The organism is Arthrobacter sp. SD1074B, from assembly GCF_056780195.1.
The window spans coordinates 55373-73884 of the sequence record NZ_JBRAZT010000001.1; the positions used below are offsets into that span (position 1 = coordinate 55373).

Below are 18512 nucleotides of genomic sequence, written 5' to 3' on the forward strand. Positions count from 1 at the left end.
GTGACATCTACCCGGGAGGTGGCGGTTGTGCCGGCAATCCGGAGCCGCCTTCAACGGTGCCGCGCGGCGCCCGCGGTAGGCTCTGCACATGGCTGATGTGCGGCGTCGGACTTTCTTCGCGACCGCAGCGGCGGTGACACTGGGGGCGGTCGCTGCTTGCTCACCGGGCCCCAAGGAGGACACAGTGAAGCGGCAGAAGTACCACTACGGCGACGACCCGAGCCAGTGGGGGGAACTCTTCCTCCCGGATGCGGCCGAGCCCAGGGGAGTGGTGGTGGTCATCCACGGCGGCTACTGGCGTTCGCAGTACGGCGCCGAACTCGGCGAACCGCTGGCCAAGGACCTCGCCGCCCACGGCGTGGCCGCCTGGAACCTGGAGTACCGCCGGGCCGGCAACGGCGGAGGCTGGCCGCACACCTTCGCGGATGTCCTCGCCGGGATCGACAAGCTCCGTGACGTCGCCGGCGAACACGGCCTCAGCCTGGACCGCGTCGTTGCCCTCGGCCACTCCGCCGGCGGGCACTTGGCCGTGTGGGCGGCCGGCCGGAGCCGGCTCAGCCAGCTCGGCGCCCCGGACGCGGACCGCCAGCTCCTCCGCAAGGACGACAACGCCGCGGTGCACCTCACCGGCGTCGTTAGCCAATCCGGGCTGCTGAACCTGGCCGAGGCCGAGCGGCTGAACCTGAGCAACGGCGCCGTGAGCAACTTCCTGGGCGGATCGTCGGAAAAATACCCCAAACGGCATAAATATGCCGACCCCATGAGCGCCGCGCCGCTGCGGGTGCCGATTTACGCCGTGCACACCACCGAGGACGACACCGTCCCGGTCAGCCAGTCCGAGGCCTACTCCGCCGCGGCCAAGGCCGGCGGCGCCCCGGTGCAGTTCCTCAAGGTCCCTGGCGACCACTTCGCCCTGATCGACCCGAAGGCGGCGGCCTACCGGAAGTGCCGGGAACTCGTGCAGCAACTGCTGGGCTGAACCGGCTGAAGGGGCATCGTGATGGGCCCCGGGAGCGCCCGCGTGATGGGGCCGGGCGCCGGTGATAGCGTGGCCCCATGCCTGTGAAAGTTCCCGCGGTGCTGCGTGCCCCCGTGGCGGGCTTCACCAAGTTCGCGCGCGCGTTCGCGCCCCGCCATCCCGCCCAGGTGATCGTCCTGGGCTTTGCCGGCGCCGTGGCCGCGGGGACCGGGCTGCTCTCCCTGCCGGTGGCCAAGACCGGCGACGGCGGGGCCACCTTCCTGGAAGCCCTCTTCACGGCCACATCGGCCGTGTGCGTTACGGGCCTGAGCACCGTGGACACGCCGGTGTTCTGGAGCGGCTTCGGCCAGGTGGTCATCCTGGTGCTGATCCAGATCGGCGGTTTCGGCGTGATGTCCTTCGGCACCCTGCTCGGCGTCCTGACTGCCCGCCGGCTGGGCCTGAAATCCCGGTTGTCCGCCGCCGCGGAGACCAAGAGCACCGGCTTCGGCGACGTCCGCGGGGTGCTGGTGGGGGTTCTGGGCATCAGCCTGATCGTGGAAACGCTGTTGGCCGTGATCCTCGCGGCGCGCTTTATGGCCGGCTACGGCTACCCGCCCGCCGAGGCCGTGTGGCGTGGCGTCTTCCATGCCGTATCGGCCTTTAACAACGCCGGCTTCGCCCTGTATTCGGACAATCTGATGGGTTTCGTCGGGGACCCCTGGGTGTGCCTGCCGATTGCGGCAGCGGTGATCATCGGCGGCCTCGGCTTCCCTGTCCTCTTTGAACTGGTCCGGCAGTACCGGCGCCCGGTCTTCTGGGGCATGAATACCAAGCTGGTCCTGGTCGGCTCGGCGGTGCTGCTTGTCGGCGGGACCGTTTTCCTGACCGCGGTGGAGTGGACCAACCCGGCCACCCTCGGCGCGCTGCCGGCCGGCGACCGCATGCTCGCCGGCTTCTTCCAGTCCGCCATCACCCGCACCGCAGGCTTCAACAGCATTGACATCTCGCAGATGCATCCGGTGTCCTGGCTCGGCATGGACATCCTGATGTTCATCGGCGGCGGCCCGGCCGGAACTGCCGGCGGCTTGAAGATCACCACCTTCGCCGTGCTCTTCTTCATCCTCACCACCGAACTCCAGGGCGGCACGGCCGTCAACATCTTCGGCAAACGGCTCTCCCGGGCCGTCCACCGCCAGGCGATCACCGTGGTGCTCCTCGCGATCGCCCTGGTGGTCGGATCCACCATGTTCCTGATGCTGGTCACCGACTTTGGCCAGGAACGGATCCTTTTCGAAGTCGTCTCCGCCTTCGCCACAGTCGGCCTGTCCACCGGCATCACCGCCGCCATGCCGCCGGCCGGCCAGCTGGTCCTGATCCTGCTGATGTTCGTCGGCAGGCTGGGACCGGTGACCCTCGGAGCCGCCCTGGCGCTGCGCGAGCGGCCGCTGCTCTACGAATTCCCCAAAGAAAGGCCGCTCATTGGCTAAGAACATTTTTGCCGCCCGCACCGCGGCCGCCAGCGCCAAGGCGTCCTCGGTGGTGGTCATTGGCCTCGGCCGCTTCGGCGGTTCCCTGGCGCTGGAGCTCGAGGCCCAGGGGACCGAAGTCCTCGGGGTGGACGCCAGCGAGGACATTGTCCAGTCCTTCAACGGGCGCCTCACCCACGTGGTCAGGGCTGATTCGACCAAGGAAGAGGTGCTCCGCCAGCTGTCCGTGCACGAGTTTGACCGCGCAGTGGTGGGCATCGGCTCCGACATTGAAGCCAGCATCCTGACCACCTCACGGCTGCTAAAATTCCAGCGCCCGCAGATCTGGGCGAAGGCCATCAGCGAGCCCCATGCCGAAATTCTCGCCCAGCTCGGCGTCGAGCACGTGATTCGGCCGGAACATGACATGGGCAGGCGGGTGGCCCACCTGGTCCTCGGCTCCATCCTTGACTACGTGGAATTCGAGGACGATTTCGTGATGATCCGGACCGGCCCGCCGGCTGTCGTCCGGGACCGCCCGCTCGGCGTCGTGGGACTGCGGGAGAAATTCGGCGTGACCGTGGTGGCCGTCAAGCGTCCCGGCGGTACCTGGGGCCACACCACAGCGCAAACGGTCCTCTATGAGGAAGACCAGATCATCGTCCAGGGCGCCAAGTCGCAGGCGGAACGATTCAGCACGATGCCGTAACCGAAGTAGACTGGGGACAGGTGCGCCGGGAAGTCTGGTCGGCATAGTTCAGTCGACCCAAATTTTAGGACTCCCGCATGAGCCTCACTCCTCCTCCCGCGCCCCGGCCCGGGAAACCGCGCCTGACCTTCTTCAGCCGCGGAAGCTATGCCGAATCCCTGCGCATCGGCGAAATCCTCCGCAAGGAAACCGTCGGTGGAGCCCTGCTTGTGCTCGCGGCCGCCGCCGCGCTCGTGTGGGCCAACTCGCCGGCGTCGGAAAGCTACTTCGCCCTCCGCGACTTCAAAGTCGGCTACGAACCGTGGCACTTGAACCTCAGCCTCGGGGCCTGGGCGGCGGACGGGCTGCTCGCCATCTTCTTCTTCCTGGTCGGCCTGGAGCTCAAGCGCGAATTCGTGGCCGGCGACCTGCGCCAGTTGAACAAGTCGATCGTGCCGGTCGCCGCGGCCGCGGGCGGGGTGGTCGTCCCGGCCGTAATTTACGCCGTCATCAACCTCGGCAGCCCGGAGACCCTGCGCGGCTGGGCCATCCCCACCGCCACGGACATCGCCTTCGCCGTTGCCGTCCTCGCGATCATTGGTTCGCACCTGCCCAGCGCGCTGCGGATCTTCCTGCTGACGCTCGCCGTGGTGGATGACCTGATCGCCATCACGATCATCGCTGTCTTCTACTCCAGCGATCTCCAGATCGTCCCCCTGCTGCTGGCCCTGCTGCCCCTGGGGCTGTACACCTACCTGGCGCACCGCTACCGGCGCTTCTTTGGGCTGAAGGCCCCCGCCGCGTGGTTCATCCTGCTGCCGCTGGGCCTGGCGACCTGGGCGCTGGTGCACGCCTCGGGCATCCACGCGACGGTGGCCGGCGTCCTGCTTGGCTTCGCGATCCCGGTGCTGCGCTCCCAGGCCAGCGGGGGTCCGGAGGCCGGTCCCGGGCTGTCGGAAATCTTTGAGCACCGCTTCCGGCCGATCTCGGCCGGCGTCGCCGTGCCGGTCTTCGCCTTCTTCTCCGCCGGCGTCGCCGTCGGCGGCTGGGAGGGACTTGGCTCGGCGCTGACGGATCCGGTCGCCGTCGGCATCATCCTGGCCCTGGTATTGGGCAAACCCGTCGGCATCCTGGGCACGACGTGGCTGCTGACCAAACTCACCCGGGCCCGGCTGGACAGTTCGTTCAAGTGGATCGACATCTTCGGCGTCTCGATCCTGGCCGGGATCGGTTTCACCGTTTCGCTGCTGGTGGCGGAACTCAGCTTCGGCCACGGCAGCATCCACGACGACCACGCCAAGGTGGGCATCCTGGCGGCGTCGCTGCTGGCCGCCCTGCTGGCCAGCGCGGTGCTGAAGACCCGGAACCGGCAGTACCGGCTCGCCGAGGTAGAGGAGCGGCGCGACTCGGACAACGACGGGATACCCGACGTCTACCAAAAGGACGCCGCGGAGTCCTAGCAGCCCCGCAGCCGGGCTAGGCGTGGTGGTCGGTGCCGCGCATCCGGACCGCGACGACGAGGCCGGACAGCGCGGTCACAACGGCGACGACGGCGATGGCCGCCGGGATGCCGTAGGCGTCAGCGAGCAGCCCGGACAGCAGCGCGCCCACTGCGAAGCCGCCGTCGCGCCACAAGCGGTAGATCCCGACCGAACGGGCCCGCCACTGCGGGTGGGCCACGTCGCCGATCGCTGCCAGCAGGGTGGGGTAGACCATCGCCGTGCCGACGCCGAGCAGGACGGCCGCAATGAGCCAGACGTCGAAGCCGCGGCCGCCGGCCACCATGCCCAGGCCCGCGGCCTGGACGAACATGCCGCCGGCGATCAGCCACTTGCGTCCCAACCGGTCGGAGGCAGCGCCGGTGAGCAGCTGCGCCGCACCCCAGACCGCCGGGTACACGGCAGCGAGAATGCCGATGCGCTCGATCGAGAGGCCGGCACCGGCAAAGAGCACCGGGAACAGGCCCCAGGCCAGGCCGTCGTTGAGGTTGTTGACCAGCCCGGCCTGGCTGACCGAGGAGAGCGAGCGGTCCCGGAAGCTGGTCAGGGTAAAGATTTCGCGGGTGCTGAGCGACGCGCCGGCGCCGCTGTGCGCGTCGACATGGTTGGCGGCCTCGGTTTTGGCGTGGTGGTGTGTTTCCTTGACGGCGAGCACGGACAGGCCCAGCCCCAGGGCGATGTAAGCGGCGCCGAGCAGGAACGGCGCCGGACGCAGGCCGTAGGATGCGGCGAGGTAGCCGGTGAATAAGGCCGTGCCCGCGACGCCCAGGTAGCCCGCGGCCTCGTTGAAGCCCATCGCAAGGCCGCGCCGGTTCGGCCCCACCAGGTCCATCTTCATCACCACAGTGGTGGACCAGGTCAGCCCCTGGCTGATGCCCAGGATGACGTTGGCGGCCACGATCCAGGACCAGCTGGTGCCGAAGATCAGCAGCAGCGGGACGGGCAGTGCGATCAGCCAGCCGGCCACCAGCACCGGTTTGCGTCCGAAACGGTCGGAGAGGGTTCCGGCGAAGTAATTGGTGGCAGCCTTGGCCAGTCCGAAGGCCACAATGTAGGTCAAGGCGCCCGTGTACTTGTCGAGATGGAATACCTCGCCGGCAAGCAGGGGAAGGACTGTGCGTTCCTGGCCCAGGGTGCCCCCTACCAGGGCGTTGACGGCCACCAGCAGCATGAACTGGGCGAGGTTTTGGCGCAGCCCCAGCACGACGGCGTGCCGGCCGACGGCCCGGGACGTAGCGGGCATGCCGGGGCTCGTGCTCTCAAGGGGGGCCATCCCTCCACTTTATACCCCCCGGGGTATGCGGCCCGCCCAGTGGCGGTCCGGACCCCTTGCATCCATACCCCCGGGGGTTTCATGATGAAAGTGGCGGCACAGTTGTCCCCCGTTACCCACCCAAGGGTGGCGAGCCACGCGCCGCCGGACCTTGAAGGAGAACCCATGGATGTCATCGTCATTTATACCCCGCAACTCGGGGACCGCAGCTACCTGGTCCACGACGGCGCCGTCGCGCTGGTCATCGATCCGCAACGCGACACGGACCGCGTCGAGCAGGCCGCCCGGGAGGCCGGGGTCGCCATTACGCACGTGGCCGAAACCCACATCCACAACGACTACGTCACGGGCGGCCTTGAGCTGGCCAGGGCACACGGCGCCAGCTACCTGGTCAATGCCGCCGATCCGGTGAAGTTCGAGCGAACACCGATCACCGACGGCGAGACCGTCCGGGTCGGCGGCTTCACGGTCAAGGCCGTGGCCACGCCGGGCCACACCCATACGCACTTGTCCTTCATCGTTGAAGACGGCGAAAAGCAGGCCGTTTTCTCCGGCGGAAGCCTGCTGTACGGCTCCGTGGGCCGGACCGACCTGGTGGCCGCCTCGGACACCGTCGGCCTGACCCACGACCAGTACGCCTCGGTCCGCCGCCTGGTCCAGCAGGCCGACCGGGAGGCCGCGCTGTTCCCGACCCACGGGTTCGGCTCGTTCTGTTCCTCGGGTCCGGCCACCGGGGCGGATGAATCAACCATCGGCGAGCAGCTCACCGGCAACCACGCCCTGACGGACCCGGACGAAGAGCATTTTGTCCGCGAACTGATCGCCAACCTCACGGCCTACCCGTCCTACTACGCGCACATGGGCCCGTCCAACGTCGAAGGTCCCGGCGCCGCTGACCTGTCGGTCCCGGAGTCGGTGGACCCTGTGGAACTCAACCGCCGCCTCGACGACGGCGAATGGGTCGTGGACCTGCGCAACCGGGTGGCGTTCTCCCGCAGCCACCTGAAAGGAAGTGTCAGCTTCGAGTACGGCGACGGCTCGAGCTTCACCACCTTCCTGGGCTGGGTGCTGCCCTGGGACGAAAAGCTCACCCTGGTCGGCTCCCACGAGGACGTCGAAAACGCCATCCGCGACCTCTCCCGGATCGGCATCGATTCCCCGGATGCCGCCGTCGGGACCGAGCCGCACGCGCTGGCCCCCGGTGCCGCGCTCGCCTCGTATCCGCGCGTCGACTGGAACGGGCTGCTCAGCGGCCGGGCCGAGGGCGACGCCGTCCTGGACGTGCGCCGCACCGACGAGTTCGCCGCGTCGCGCGTCGCGGGCGCCGTGAACGTGCCGCTGCACGAATTGCTCGGCCGGATGGATGAGGTGCCCGTCGGCAGGCTCTGGGTGCACTGCGCTTCCGGCTACCGGGCCGGCGTCGCCGCCAGCCTGCTGCAGCGCGCCGGCCGGGACGTCGTACAGATCGACGCGTCCTTCGACGACGCCGAGGCCTCCGGGGTGCCGGTGGACAAGGCGACACTTCAGGCCGCGACCTAGGTCACCGAGCCGGACCAGACCTGGCACCGGCGAAACACAGCGGCGCCCGGCCGGGTTCTCTGGCAGAGTATGAGCATGCTCACAGTCATTGGTGAGGCCCTGGTTGATGTTGTCCAGCGCTCCTCAGGTATCCAGGCCCATGTCGGCGGCAGTCCCTTGAACGTGGCCGTGGGACTGGCCCGGCTGGACCACCCGGTGCAGTTCATCGGCCGCTACGGCCGGGACGCCTACGGCGAATCCGTCGCGGCGCACCTGAAATCCAGTTCGGTGCTGCTGCCGCTGGGACCGGATGAACTGCCGACGTCGGTGGCCACCGCGCTGATCGACGACGACGGCGCCGCGAGCTATACCTTCGACCTCGCCTGGGAACTCCCCGGCCTCGCGGACCGGTTGCCGTTCATGCTGCAGGGCAGCACGCTGCTGCACACCGGATCGATCGCCACCATGCTGGCGCCGGGCGCCGCGGACGTGCTCGCCGCCGTCGAGCACGCCCATCCTTCGACGACCGTCAGCTTCGATCCCAACTGCCGTCCCAGCATCATCACCGACGCCGACTACGCGCGCCACCAGACCGAAAGGTTCGTCACCCTCGCCGACGTGGTCAAGGCCTCCGACGAGGACCTGCAATGGCTCTACCCGGGCGTGGACCCGCTTGATTCGGCCCGCCGGTGGCTCTCGTTCGGCGGCTCGGAGGGTCCCGCGATGGTGGTGGTCACCCGCGGCGCGGCGGGCCCCTGGGCCATTAACGCCGCCGGCGAGGCGCATGCCCCGGCCCCTGCGGTGAAGGTGGCGGACACCGTTGGCGCCGGCGATTCGTTTATGGCCGCCCTGCTCTCGGGCATCGTGGACCTGGGCCTCAACGGGGCGCAGAACCGCCCCGAGCTGCGCGACCTTTCCGCGGAGAGCCTGCGTGAACTCCTCGCCCACGCCGCCGCGGCGGCCGCCGTCACGGTCTCCCGCGCCGGCGCCAATCCGCCCACCCGGGCCGAACTGAACCGGATGGAACTTAACCCCGAAAGTGCGGGCCTAACCAGCAACTGAGAGGCAGCCATGGCAAACTTCACCCTGCGCAGTGACACCTTCGAGGACGGCCAGATCCTGCCGGCAGCCCAGCGCGGCGCGGCCACCGGACCGGGCGGCAAGGATGAATCGCCGCCGCTGCGCTGGAGCGGCGCGCCGGCCGGCACCCGGAGCTACGCCGTTACGATGTTCGACCCTGACGCCCCCGGCCATGGCGGCTTCTGGCACTGGGCCGTGCTGGACCTCCCCGCGGACAGCACGTCGCTACCCGCCGGCGCGGGTGCGCGGCACGGCGGCGGCCTGCCCGCGGGTGCCTTCCAGCTCCGGAACGACGGCGGTTCGGCCGGTTACCTGGGGGCTGCCCCGCCCAAGGGCCACGGCCCGCACCGCTACGTCATCACGGTGCACGCCCTGAACGTGGAGAAGTCGGGGCTCGACGCCGCGGCCTCCCCGGCCAGGCTGGAATCCAAGCTCGGCCCGCACACCCTCGCCCGGGCGACGCTGACCGGACTCTACGAACGGCACTGATCCCCGGCGTCATTCGCCCCGGACCCAGCCCGCCCATCTCGACGTTTCCGCTCGTCCGCCGGGCAGGGAACCGTCGAAATGGCCCCGCCGCAGCCAACGTAGACTGGCAGTATGCGGCTGGTAGCAAGTGACATTGACGGAACGATCCTCGGCCACGACGGCCACATCAGCGACCGGACCGTGCGCGCTTTCCACGCCTGCCGCGACGCCGGCGTGGAGCTGGTGTTCGTCACCGGCCGGCCGCCGCGCTGGCTGCATCCGCTGCAGGAGCAGCTGGGCCACACCGGGACGGTCATCTGCTCCAACGGCGCGGTGGTGTGGGACCTGGAGGCCGACCGGATGGTGTCCGCCCGCGCCCTGGAGCTCGACGCCGTCTTCGAGGCCCGCCGGATCATCCAGCGGCTGCGCCCGTCCGCGCTGTTTGCCGCGGAAACCCTCACCGGCTTCCACCTGGAACCGGGGTTCCTCGGAACCGGCTCGAGCGGATTGCTCGCCGAATTCACGCCGGCCCCGCTGCAGGACACGCTTACCCCCGACGACGCCGTGGTGAAGTTCCTCGCGGTCGTCCGGGAGGGCACCGCGGACGACTTTCTCGCCGAGGTCTCGCCCGCCGTCGCGCATCTTGCCGCCGCCACGCACTCCGCCCCCAACATCGCATTGCTGGAGCTGTCGCTGCCGGGCGTCAACAAGGCCGTGACGCTGGCCGAATACGCCGCGTCCCTGGGCGTCGAGGCGCAGGACGTGGTGGCCTTCGGCGACATGCCCAACGATATCGAGATGCTGCGCTGGGCCGGGCACGGGTACGCCATGGCCAGCGGCCATCCGGAGGCCATCCGCGCCGCCGGCCGGCAGGCTCCGCATTTCGACGACGACGGCGTGGCCCAGATCCTCGAGGCCAAGCTCGCCGAGCTGGGAGTCCGCCTCCCGTAGCCCGCCCCGGGACAGCGGGCCCGGGCTGTCGGGCTGGCCGGCGGACATGGGATTCCCAGCTGACGGACAACTGCCGTTCACCTTGGCCTTTTAGGCTGGCAGGACCGAACGGATCTCTTGACTGATGGTGGGGCACCCATGGCCAGATACGGCAACCGACATAGTGATGACCAGCCGCTCCGGCGGGTCGACCCGGACGCGCACTGGAAGAGCCTGCGCCAGGGTGACCGGGTCCGGGTGCGCCTCTCGCCCGGGTTCGAGACCGGCGGGTTCGTGGACGCGATAACGCCGGACCACTCCACGGTATGGGTGGACCTCGACGGCGGCGGCCGGACCCTGCTGCACTGCAGTGACGGGGTGGAGATCCTGCCGCACGGCTGAGCTTGGTCCGCGACAGCCAGCCCAAGTAACTCGCGTTGCTGACTTTTAGGGCCCTCAAAACGTCAACAACTGCGAGTCAGTGGCCATCGGGCTCGGCTCCGGTACGCTTCAGGAGTGACCGCACCGCACCCTTTCCTCGCCCACGGCGGCGGCACCGCAGCGCCCGTGCCGATGGCCCACCGCGGCTTCTCGCCGGAAGGCGCCGAGAACTCTATGGCCGCGTTCCGCGCCGCCGTCGCCCTCGGGTACCGGTACCTGGAGGCGGACGTGCACACCACCGCGGACGGTGTCCTGCTGCTGTTCCACGATGAAACCCTGGACCGCGTCACCAACGGCAGCGGGCGGATTTCCGAACTTCCCGCCGCGACGGTGGCCCAGGCCCGGATCGCCGGCGCGGAGCCGATCCCGCTGCTGGCCGAGCTGGTCGCGGAGTTCCCCGACATCCGGCTCAACCTCGACGTCAAAGACTGGAACTCGGTAGCCACCCTGGCTGCGGCGATCGAGCAGTACGGCCTGCATGACCGTGTTCTGATCGCCAGCTTCTCCGACCGCCGGCGCCGCGCCGTGCTGCGGCGCCTGAGCCGCCCCGCCGCAAGTTCCGCCGGCATGGCGTCCAACGCCCTCTTCGTGCTGCTGGGTCCTCTGCTCCCGGCGGCCCTGCTGCGCCGGGTGACGGCCCGTGCGCTGCGCGGCGTGCACGCCCTGCAGGTCCCGGTCCGCTACGGGGCCGTGCCGGTGGTGACGGCGGGATTCGTCCGGCGCGCCCACCGCCATGGTCTGCACGTCCACGTCTGGACCATCAATGACGCGGCCGAGATGCACCGCCTGCTGGACCTCGGCGTCGACGGGATCGTCACCGACCGCGCGGACCTGCTGAAGACCGTCCTGCAAGAGCGCGGTCAGTGGCGGGACTGACGCCCTGCCGATCCTTCCCCGGCGAGTGGCGCGCCGGCGTGCTGTTCAACTGCTGAGTTCCACCATCAGGGCCGGCAACTCGTCGCAGAGCTCGCGCGCCAGGTAGCCCAGCCCTCCCAGCCTGCTGGCGAGGCGGTCACCGGCGGCGGCGTGCAGGTGCGAGCCCCAGCAGGCAGCCTGCTCGTCGGTGGTGCCGCGGGCCCGCAGGCCCGTGATGGCGCCGGCCAGCACATCGCCGCTGCCTGAAGTCCCCAAGCCGCTGTGTCCGGTAGTGATTTCCCAGCTGTCCCCGCCCGGCTCCGCGATGATGCCCTGGCAGCTCACGACGGCCTGGTAAGTCTCAGCGATTTTCGGCACGTCCCGCTTGAGGTTCCCAACATCGTGCCCCAGCAGGATGCCGGCTTCGGTGACGTTGGGTGTCAGGATGAGCCGTCCCGCCCAGGGCTTCAGCTCGCCGGCCAGCTCGGGCAGGCAGCCCAGGGCGTAGGCGTCGAGGACGACGGCGGGACCGCGCTTGGGCCGCGACCGTCCCGGCAGCAGCAAGCCGCGCAGCAACGCCAGGGTCTCGTCCTTGTCATCCAGGCCGGGCCCGACCAGGATGGCGTCGGCGGCACCGACCTCGTCCGCCAGCAGCGAGGCCCCGGAACCCTTGACCGATCCGCGGGCGGTCTCCGGCAGCCCCACGACGCCGGACTCGGGGAAGGCCACGGCCAGCTGCACCGCCGTCGACTCCGCCACCGCCAAGGTCAGCCGGCCGGCGCCGGAGCGCAGGGCGGCGACGCCGGCGAGCAGGGCCGCTCCCGGCGTCTTGCGGGCACCGCCCACCACCAGCACCGAGCCGCGGTCGTCCTTGCCGGACCCGCCGCCGGGCAGCGGCCAGCCGCGCAGCAACGTCGGTGTCACCTGCACCACGGCCGGGGACTCAGCGCGGGTGGACATCGGCATCTCCTGCGTGTTCGGTGACGGGCACGCCCTGTTCCGCCAGGTGGTCCGCCATGTTGAAACTCTCCAGCACCCAGGCCCCCGCCCCGCCGGTCCGGACAAAGCGGCTGACGGAGGCGTTGAGGATGCTGGTCGTGGCGGCAATGTCCAGCAGTTCGGACTCCGTGAGGCCCTCCAGGATGTAGCGGAACAGCACGATGAGGGCGTCATGGCAGACCAGCAGGACGTCCTCCCCGGCGTGGTCGCGGTCCAGGTCGGCCAGCAGTGAACGCAGCCGCAGCACGACGTCGGCCCACGATTCGCCGCCCGGCGGCCGGTAATAGAACTTCCCCAGCCACCGCCGTCGCTGGGCTTCCTCCGGCAGCCGCGCCTCCACGCCGGCGGAGGTCAGCATGTCCAGGATCCCCAGCTCGCGGTCGCGGAGCCGCTCGTCCAGTCTGATCTGTCCGCGCCACCCGCCTGTCTGGACGGCCAGTTCGGCGGTCTGCCGGGCGCGCGCGTAGGGGGAGGACCAGACGGCGCCGCGGCCCTCCTCGGGGACGCGGGCCAGCAGCCGGCCCAGGGCCAGCGCCTGCTCCCGGCCGGTGTCCGAGAGACCGACGTCGGCGTCGCGCGCCGGCACGTTGATGATGTGGGCGCCGGTCTGCCGGGCGAGCGTGGCGGCCACGTTGCCTTCGCTTTCCCCGTGCCGGACCAGGACCAGCCCGGTAATGCCGGGCCGGCTGCCGCCGGAGTGTCCCATGTTGCTCACCGCTACCTCCTGCGCGCTGGGCCCGCGGCGCGGGCCGATGCTGCCACGGCCGTCCGCGGGAGGATCCCGGGCGGCCCGGAAGTGCCCACGTTACTCCCGCGCGCCCGGACTTGTCTCGGAAGGGAATTGTCGGCGCCGGCTGGCAGGATGGAACCATGCGTATCCTGATCGCCCCGGACAAGTTCAAGGGCTCCCTGACCGCGGCCGAGGCCGCCGCCGCCATTGCCGAGGGCGCCCTGCGCGTCTACCCCGAGGCCGAGACCATCCAGTTCCCGGTAGCCGACGGCGGCGAAGGCACCTTGGAAGCAGCCGTCGCCGCCGGGTACGAGGAGCGTCTGAACGCCGTCGTCGGGCCGATCCTGGCACCGGTTGGGGCGGCCTGGGCGATCCGCCGGGACGCCTTCGGCGGCGCTACCGCCGTCATCGAGACTGCCCAGGCCTCCGGGCTCGGGCACATGGAGCCGACGCCCGCGAACGCCCTGCGCGCCCACAGCTACGGATGCGGGCAGCTGATCGCGGCCGCGCTGGACGCCGGCGCCACCGAGATCGTGCTGGGCGTGGGCGGCTCGGCCATGAGCGACGGCGGCAGCGGCGCCCTGCGCGCCCTGGGCCTGAAGCCGGTGGACGCAGCCGGCAACGTGGTTCCCCTCGGTGGCGGCTCGCTCGGCGAGGTGGCCGCCGTCGATGTCAGCGGCCTGGATCCGCGGCTGGCGGCCGTCAAATTCAGGATTGCCGTGGACGTGCAGAACCCGCTCTACGGACCCGACGGTGCCGCCCACGTCTTCGGTCCGCAGAAGGGCGCCGACCAGGAGGCGGTGGAAGTGCTCGACGCCGGGCTGCGCAACTGGGCGTCGGTGCTGCGGCAGGCGACCGGCCGTGACGTCAACGTCGCGGGCGCGGGCGCGGCCGGGGGTTTCCCGGCGTCGTTCCTGGCCTTCAGCAACGCCTCACTGGAGGGCGGGTTCGAGCTCGTCGCGGGGCTCACCGGGCTCGCCGCCAAGCTCGCAGACGCGGATCTGGTGATCACGGGCGAAGGCTCGCTGGACTCGCAGTCGCTGACCGGGAAGGCGCCGATTGCCCTGGCAGACGCCGCCCGCGAACTGGGCATCCCGGTGATTATGGTCGCCGGCCGGATCCTCGTCACCCCCGAAGACCTGGCCCGGCACGGGGTGGTCGCCGCCGCCCAGTTGCTGGACGTGGCGCCGAGCCCGGCCGAGGCCATCGCGAAGGGTGCGAAGTACCTGGCCTGGGCAACCAGCCAGGTGCTCGAAGGGGCCTGAACCGCCGTCAGCGCCGGCCGCCCGAGGTTAGGTGCCGGTTTCGTAGTGCGGTTCGGCGACCGGCTTGGACTCCGGCGAGCCCTTTTCACGCAAGTACACAGATGCACCCACCAGCACCGCCACGGCCAGGAATTCGCTCTGCCAGTTCTGGAACGACTCGAACCAGAACCGGCTGGTCCCGAGATAGCCCAGCACGCTGACCGGCGGCTGGCCGTGGGCCTGCTGCTCCTGGCTGTATTCCTCGCTGCCGCCGACTGCGTGGAGCGCCACCGACATCAGGAACAGCAGCAGGAACATGATCGACAGGGAGTGTTCATACAGTTTGAGCACCCATCCGCCGCGGCGCACCGGCCACGGTGTCGCCGCCTTGATCGGGGCGTGCCGCGGATCCTCATCCTGCGGGGCCTTCTTGTCCATCGGCTTGGACTCCGAGGATCCCTTTTGAAAGAGGAACACCGTCAGGATGACGTACATGCCCATCTGCAGGAACTCCGACTCCCAGTTTTCGAACGTCGCTTCCAGGAACGCGCCCGTCCCCAGATACTCGAAAATTCCGACGGCGGACTGGCCGTGGGCGACCTGGTCCTCGCTGTAGTCGGCGGCCCCGGTGGCGACCATGCCGCCGAAGAAGACAACAAAAAGTCCAATGTTGGCCAGCAGCAGCCCGTGTTCCTTGGCCCACTTGCGCATCTTTGCTCCCGTGTCTGGGTGGTCGGTGTGACGTGCGGTGTCCGTCAAGGCTTAGTCCTGGCGGGCCCGGTGGCGAAGCCTGCTGGGGATCAGCACGAGCAGGACCAACAGTACGGCGAGCAGGGCGGCGCCGGCGGTAAGCCCGGCGGCACGGCCGGCCGTCACATCGAAGACGAGCGCAGAGGTCCCCACGCTCAGGAGCGCGACGCCGGCCAGTGCCACTTTCGCGATGCGGTCCGCGCTGGCCACGAGGGTGTCCTTGAGCCCTTGGCGGAAGAGCCGACGGTGCGTGCTGACCGGCAGCAGGATCAGCGCGGTGGTCAGCGCCGCCAGGACGACGTTGGCGAGATAGAGCGTCAGTTGAAAGTCGTCCAGCGTCTCGAAGCGGTTCTGGAACGGCAGCGTCAGCAGGAAGCCGGCGAGGATCTGCACGCCGGTCTGAAGCACCCGCAGCTCCTGCAGGAGCTCCGCCCAGTTGCGGTCCATCTTCTCGTCGAAGCTCTCGTCCCGGCCGTCTTTGCGGGACTCCTCGACATTTGGCATCGTCGCTCCTAACGTGGATCAAAACTTGGTACTAAGCTTACTGACGATTTTCGGGTACGGTGGGGGGACAGGAAAACCGGCACATTTGGGTAGGTGGACTATTGAGCAACTCTAAGCAGCAGGACCAGCCAAAAGATCCCAGGGGCGGCTACCACGCCGGCCCCTTTCCCGAGCAGGTCCAGGAACAGCCCGGACTGACAGCGCCGATGGAGCCAAAACCGGATCACGGGGAGCTCAGTTACGAGGGCAGCGAGGCGCTCGAGGGCAAGGCTGCGCTGATCACTGGCGGGGACTCCGGAATCGGCAAAGCGGTGGCGATCGCGTTCGCCCGCGAAGGGGCCGACGTCGCCATCTCCTACCTTCCGGAAGAGGAGGACGATGCCCGGGACACTGCCGAGTGGATCCGGAAAGCCGGCCGCAAGGCGCTCCTTCTGCCGGGTGACGGGCGCAGCGAGGAATTCGCGGCCAAGATCGTCGAGGACGCGCTCGCAGAGTTCGGACGGCTCGACGTCCTGGTGCTGAATGCGGCCTACCAAAAGAACCGCGATAACTTCGAATCGCTGCCCACCGAGGAGTTCGATCGGGTCTTTAAGACCAACCTGTACTCCCTCTTGTGGACCGCGCGTGCGGCGGTTCCACGTTTGTTGCCGGGGGCGTCCATCATCACGACGGCGTCCATCCAGGCCTTCAACCCGTCGCCGGAGCTCATCGACTACGCCATGACCAAGGCGGCCCAGGTGGCTTTCACCAAGGCCCTGGCCCAGGAACTGGGGCCCAAGGGTATCCGGGTCAATGCGGTGGCTCCCGGCCCCATCTGGACACCGCTGATTCCGGCGACAGAATGGCCGGACAAGCTCCCCAGCTTCGGCCAGGACACGCCCCTTGGCCGTGCCGGCCAGCCCGCGGAGCTTGCCCCGGCCTACGTGCTCCTCGCGTCCGACCACGGGTCCTACATCTCCGGCGCGGTGCTGCCAGTGACCGGTGGCAAGGGCCTTTGAGCAGGCCAGCCAGAACCGACCATTCAGATGCAACCGGCCAAATCCCAGAAAGCAGGAGGAACGTCATGACTCAGGACCAGCAGGGACGCCCCATCGAAGAAGAGGCGGGCGGCTACGGTACACCCACCGCGGAGCAGGAATTGCCGGAAGGGGACGCGAAGACCTTCGCGCAGCCGCGCGATGAGGAAGCCTTCGACGCCGCAGGCCTCAACCAGGACAGCCCGGACGGGGAGACGTACCCGGCGGGGGCGCCCGACCTGAGCCAGTTCGGCGCCGAAGACCAAGACAGTGCAGGAGAACCCGGAGCCGGACGCTTCGGAGGAACAGAGGAACAGATGAACGCGGAAAACGAAAGCACCGAAGCCGGCTTCGAGCCGGGCAACGAAGCTGCAGCCGAAAGCGGCGGCGCTGTGCCCTCCTCGGAAGCGGATATGGACGCGGCCAACACCGAGGAACCCGAGCCGGGCCGCCCGTTCTCCTCGGAGTCCGGCCAGGACGCCGCCGGGATTCCTGACGGCAGCGGCACGGATCTGCCGGACGAGCAGTCACCGAAGGACCGTGACAGCGACGACGCAGAGTCGTTCGACGCCGGATAGACGCGACTAGACCGCGGCATTCACACGGAAGGCCGGCGCCCTGCCACCACACGGTGGGAGGGCGCCGGCCTTCTGGTTGCCGCCTTGGATAGTTAGCGGCGCTTCCTGGGCGCGCGCTTCGCGGCGGCGTTGACCGCGCCCTTGACGGCCCCGACGGCGGATGCGTTCTCGGTCTCCGGTTCGGCCACGGTGCCGCGGGCCTTCGCGATGGCCTTCATGCCGTGGTAAATCACCAGGGCAGCGGCGGAACCCAGCGCGATGCCGGTGAACTTGAGGTCCCCGATGGTCCAGGTGTAGTCCGCGATGCCGACGATCAGGGCCACGGCGGCGGTCGTGAGGTTGATCGGGTTGGAGAAGTTGACCTTGTTCTGCACCCAGATCTTCACGCCCAGGACGCCGATCATGCCGTAAAGCATGGTGGCGGCGCCGCCGAGCACCCCGGCCGGGACGGTGGCGATCAGTTCGCCGAACTTCGGCGAAAAACTCAACACGATGGCAAAGATGCCGGCCACCCAGTATGCCGCCGTCGAATAGACCTTCGTGGCGGCCATAACGCCGATGTTTTCAGCGTACGTGGTCGTCCCGGATCCGCCGCCCAGGCCGGCGAGGACGGTCGCGGCGCCGTCGGCCATCAGCGCGCGGCCGGAGACGCCGTCGAGGTTCTGCCCGGTCATGGCGGACACCGACTTCACGTGGCCGATGTTCTCCGCCACGAGCACCAGCACCACCGGGACGAACAGACCGACGACGCCGAGGTGGAATTCGGGGGTCTGGAAGTGCGGAAGCCCGACCCAGGCGGCGGCGTCGACCTTGGCGAAATTGACCTCACCGCGGATCATCGCGACGATGTAGCCCACCACGACGCCGACCAGGATGCTGAGGCGGCCCAGGATGCCGCGGAAGGAAACGCTGACCACGATAATCACGGCGAGGGTGATCAGGGCGGTGATGGGGGCCGCGTCGAAGTTGTTCTTGGCGGCGGGGGCCAGGTTCAGGCCGATCAGCCCCACAATGGCGCCGGTGACGATCGGGGGCATAAGCCGGTTGATCCAGCCCGCGCCGAACTTCTGCACGACGGCGCCGATGATGGCCAGCCCGACGCCGGCCAGCACCACGCCGCCCAGCGCGCCGGGGATCCCGAACTGCTGCTGCGAGGCCATGATCGGGGCGATGAAAGCGAAGGAGGAACCGAGGTAGCTGGGCACCCGGCCCTTGGTCATGACCAGGAAGAGCAGGGTGCCGATGCCGGAGAAGAAGAGGGTGGTGGCAGGCGGCATGCCGGTGATGATCGGGACCAGGAAGGTGGCGCCGAACATGGCCACAACGTGCTGCATGCCCACGCCGATGGTCAGCGGCCACGCGAGGCGCTCGTCCGGCCTGACAACCTCGCCGGGGCGGATGGACTTGCCGTTTCCGTGGATCTTCCATTTGGTGCCGAGCATGCTCATTGCAGCGAGCCTTTCAAGAATGTGTGGCGGGACCGGGAAGGAATCTTCCGGTGCCACTTTACCG

The 18512-nt window shown here is 69.1% G+C and carries 19 protein-coding genes; 13 read left to right on the forward strand and 6 right to left on the reverse strand.

Annotated features, from left to right (window positions below):
• Positions 1 to 184: 184 nt before the first annotated feature.
• From ACUYM2_RS00290 to nhaA, 4 genes are all read left to right on the forward strand, one after another.
• Positions 185 to 979: an alpha/beta hydrolase gene (locus tag ACUYM2_RS00290; RefSeq protein WP_481598241.1), complete on the forward strand. Its 795-nt coding sequence runs from the start codon at positions 185 to 187 to the stop codon at positions 977 to 979.
• Positions 980 to 1056: 77 nt separating this feature from the next.
• On the forward strand, positions 1057 to 2448 hold the full coding sequence (locus ACUYM2_RS00295; protein ID WP_481598242.1) for a TrkH family potassium uptake protein: 1392 nt from the start codon (positions 1057 to 1059) through the stop codon (positions 2446 to 2448).
• A complete protein-coding gene (locus ACUYM2_RS00300) occupies positions 2441 to 3136 on the forward strand; it encodes a potassium channel family protein (protein ID WP_481598243.1) in 696 nt (231 codons plus the stop codon). Before ACUYM2_RS00295 ends, ACUYM2_RS00300 begins: the two co-directional genes overlap by 8 nt.
• A 77-nt stretch (positions 3137 to 3213) precedes the next feature.
• Positions 3214 to 4575: a Na+/H+ antiporter NhaA gene (gene nhaA, locus ACUYM2_RS00305; RefSeq protein WP_481598244.1), complete on the forward strand. Its 1362-nt coding sequence runs from the start codon at positions 3214 to 3216 to the stop codon at positions 4573 to 4575.
• A gap of 16 nt (positions 4576 to 4591) precedes the next feature.
• Here the strand turns inward: nhaA and ACUYM2_RS00310 are convergent, their stop codons facing one another.
• The gene (locus ACUYM2_RS00310; RefSeq protein ID WP_481601361.1) at positions 4592 to 5857 is read right to left on the reverse strand and encodes an MFS transporter; all 1266 of its coding nucleotides are present in this window, start codon (positions 5855 to 5857) and stop codon (positions 4592 to 4594) included.
• 195 nt (positions 5858 to 6052) lie between these two features.
• Between ACUYM2_RS00310 and ACUYM2_RS00315 the strand changes: the two genes are divergently transcribed.
• From ACUYM2_RS00315 to ACUYM2_RS00340, 6 genes are all read left to right on the forward strand, one after another.
• A complete protein-coding gene (locus ACUYM2_RS00315) occupies positions 6053 to 7426 on the forward strand; it encodes an MBL fold metallo-hydrolase (RefSeq protein ID WP_481598245.1) in 1374 nt (457 codons plus the stop codon).
• A 75-nt stretch (positions 7427 to 7501) separates the two neighbouring features.
• Positions 7502 to 8467: a carbohydrate kinase family protein gene (locus ACUYM2_RS00320; RefSeq protein WP_481598246.1), complete on the forward strand. Its 966-nt coding sequence runs from the start codon at positions 7502 to 7504 to the stop codon at positions 8465 to 8467.
• Between the two features lie 9 nt (positions 8468 to 8476).
• On the forward strand, positions 8477 to 8974 hold the full coding sequence (locus ACUYM2_RS00325) for a YbhB/YbcL family Raf kinase inhibitor-like protein (protein ID WP_481598247.1): 498 nt from the start codon (positions 8477 to 8479) through the stop codon (positions 8972 to 8974).
• A gap of 111 nt (positions 8975 to 9085) precedes the next feature.
• Complete coding sequence (locus ACUYM2_RS00330; protein WP_481598248.1) at positions 9086 to 9904, forward strand: HAD family hydrolase; 819 nt, start codon at positions 9086 to 9088, stop codon at positions 9902 to 9904.
• Positions 9905 to 10042: 138 nt separating this feature from the next.
• Entirely contained in the window at positions 10043 to 10285 is a 243-nt protein-coding gene (locus ACUYM2_RS00335) for a hypothetical protein (protein ID WP_481598249.1), read from the forward strand.
• A 114-nt stretch (positions 10286 to 10399) separates the two neighbouring features.
• Positions 10400 to 11200 carry a glycerophosphodiester phosphodiesterase family protein gene (locus tag ACUYM2_RS00340; protein WP_481598250.1) on the forward strand — a complete coding sequence of 267 codons (801 nt, stop codon included), beginning with the start codon at positions 10400 to 10402 and terminating at the stop codon, positions 11198 to 11200.
• Between the two features lie 45 nt (positions 11201 to 11245).
• Here the strand turns inward: ACUYM2_RS00340 and ACUYM2_RS00345 are convergent, their stop codons facing one another.
• Together ACUYM2_RS00345 and ACUYM2_RS00350 are read right to left on the reverse strand one after the other, a co-directional pair.
• Complete coding sequence (locus ACUYM2_RS00345; protein ID WP_481598251.1) at positions 11246 to 12139, reverse strand: NAD(P)H-hydrate dehydratase; 894 nt, start codon at positions 12137 to 12139, stop codon at positions 11246 to 11248.
• Complete coding sequence (locus tag ACUYM2_RS00350; protein WP_481601362.1) at positions 12123 to 12884, reverse strand: histidine phosphatase family protein; 762 nt, start codon at positions 12882 to 12884, stop codon at positions 12123 to 12125. The genes ACUYM2_RS00345 and ACUYM2_RS00350 overlap by 17 nt, the downstream gene beginning before the upstream one ends.
• Positions 12885 to 13048: 164 nt before the next feature.
• Between ACUYM2_RS00350 and ACUYM2_RS00355 the strand changes: the two genes are divergently transcribed.
• Positions 13049 to 14173 (forward strand): glycerate kinase, encoded by a 1125-nt coding sequence (locus tag ACUYM2_RS00355; RefSeq protein WP_481598252.1) that lies wholly within the window; start codon positions 13049 to 13051, stop codon positions 14171 to 14173.
• 27 nt (positions 14174 to 14200) lie between these two features.
• Here ACUYM2_RS00355 and ACUYM2_RS00360 read toward each other — a convergent pair whose 3' ends face one another.
• Positions 14201 to 14911: a DUF6766 family protein gene (locus ACUYM2_RS00360; RefSeq protein ID WP_481598253.1), complete on the reverse strand. Its 711-nt coding sequence runs from the start codon at positions 14909 to 14911 to the stop codon at positions 14201 to 14203.
• Positions 14912 to 14914: 3 nt separating this feature from the next.
• Positions 14915 to 15406 carry a DUF6328 family protein gene (locus tag ACUYM2_RS00365; protein WP_481598254.1) on the reverse strand — a complete coding sequence of 164 codons (492 nt, stop codon included), beginning with the start codon at positions 15404 to 15406 and terminating at the stop codon, positions 14915 to 14917.
• A gap of 101 nt (positions 15407 to 15507) precedes the next feature.
• On the opposite strand from ACUYM2_RS00365, the gene ACUYM2_RS00370 reads away from it, so the two are divergent.
• Both ACUYM2_RS00370 and ACUYM2_RS00375 read left to right on the forward strand, forming a co-directional pair.
• Positions 15508 to 16404: an SDR family oxidoreductase gene (locus tag ACUYM2_RS00370; protein WP_481598255.1), complete on the forward strand. Its 897-nt coding sequence runs from the start codon at positions 15508 to 15510 to the stop codon at positions 16402 to 16404.
• A 65-nt stretch (positions 16405 to 16469) separates the two neighbouring features.
• Positions 16470 to 17000: a hypothetical protein gene (locus tag ACUYM2_RS00375; protein ID WP_481598256.1), complete on the forward strand. Its 531-nt coding sequence runs from the start codon at positions 16470 to 16472 to the stop codon at positions 16998 to 17000.
• Between the two features lie 92 nt (positions 17001 to 17092).
• Here ACUYM2_RS00375 and ACUYM2_RS00380 read toward each other — a convergent pair whose 3' ends face one another.
• A complete protein-coding gene (locus ACUYM2_RS00380) occupies positions 17093 to 18448 on the reverse strand; it encodes a uracil-xanthine permease family protein (protein ID WP_481598257.1) in 1356 nt (451 codons plus the stop codon).
• Positions 18449 to 18512: the final 64 nt, after the last annotated feature.

Excerpts from the sequence above, each read along its gene's own strand:
- ACUYM2_RS00295 (WP_481598242.1), top strand. The coding sequence starts at position 1,057 with ATGCCTGTGAAAGTTCCCGCGGTGCTGCGTGCCCCCGTGGCGGGCTTC.
- nhaA (WP_481598244.1), top strand. The coding sequence starts at position 3,214 with ATGAGCCTCACTCCTCCTCCCGCGCCCCGGCCCGGGAAACCGCGCCTG.
- ACUYM2_RS00310 (WP_481601361.1), bottom strand. The coding sequence starts at position 5,857 with ATGCCCGCTACGTCCCGGGCCGTCGGCCGGCACGCCGTCGTGCTGGGG.
- ACUYM2_RS00315 (WP_481598245.1), top strand. The coding sequence starts at position 6,053 with ATGGATGTCATCGTCATTTATACCCCGCAACTCGGGGACCGCAGCTAC.
- ACUYM2_RS00320 (WP_481598246.1), top strand. The coding sequence starts at position 7,502 with ATGCTCACAGTCATTGGTGAGGCCCTGGTTGATGTTGTCCAGCGCTCC.
- ACUYM2_RS00325 (WP_481598247.1), top strand. The coding sequence starts at position 8,477 with ATGGCAAACTTCACCCTGCGCAGTGACACCTTCGAGGACGGCCAGATC.
- ACUYM2_RS00330 (WP_481598248.1), top strand. The coding sequence starts at position 9,086 with ATGCGGCTGGTAGCAAGTGACATTGACGGAACGATCCTCGGCCACGAC.
- ACUYM2_RS00335 (WP_481598249.1), top strand. The coding sequence starts at position 10,043 with ATGGCCAGATACGGCAACCGACATAGTGATGACCAGCCGCTCCGGCGG.
- ACUYM2_RS00345 (WP_481598251.1), bottom strand. The coding sequence starts at position 12,139 with ATGTCCACCCGCGCTGAGTCCCCGGCCGTGGTGCAGGTGACACCGACG.
- ACUYM2_RS00350 (WP_481601362.1), bottom strand. The coding sequence starts at position 12,884 with ATGGGACACTCCGGCGGCAGCCGGCCCGGCATTACCGGGCTGGTCCTG.
- ACUYM2_RS00355 (WP_481598252.1), top strand. The coding sequence starts at position 13,049 with ATGCGTATCCTGATCGCCCCGGACAAGTTCAAGGGCTCCCTGACCGCG.
- ACUYM2_RS00365 (WP_481598254.1), bottom strand. The coding sequence starts at position 15,406 with ATGCCAAATGTCGAGGAGTCCCGCAAAGACGGCCGGGACGAGAGCTTC.
- ACUYM2_RS00375 (WP_481598256.1), top strand. The coding sequence starts at position 16,470 with ATGACTCAGGACCAGCAGGGACGCCCCATCGAAGAAGAGGCGGGCGGC.
- ACUYM2_RS00380 (WP_481598257.1), bottom strand. The coding sequence starts at position 18,448 with ATGAGCATGCTCGGCACCAAATGGAAGATCCACGGAAACGGCAAGTCC.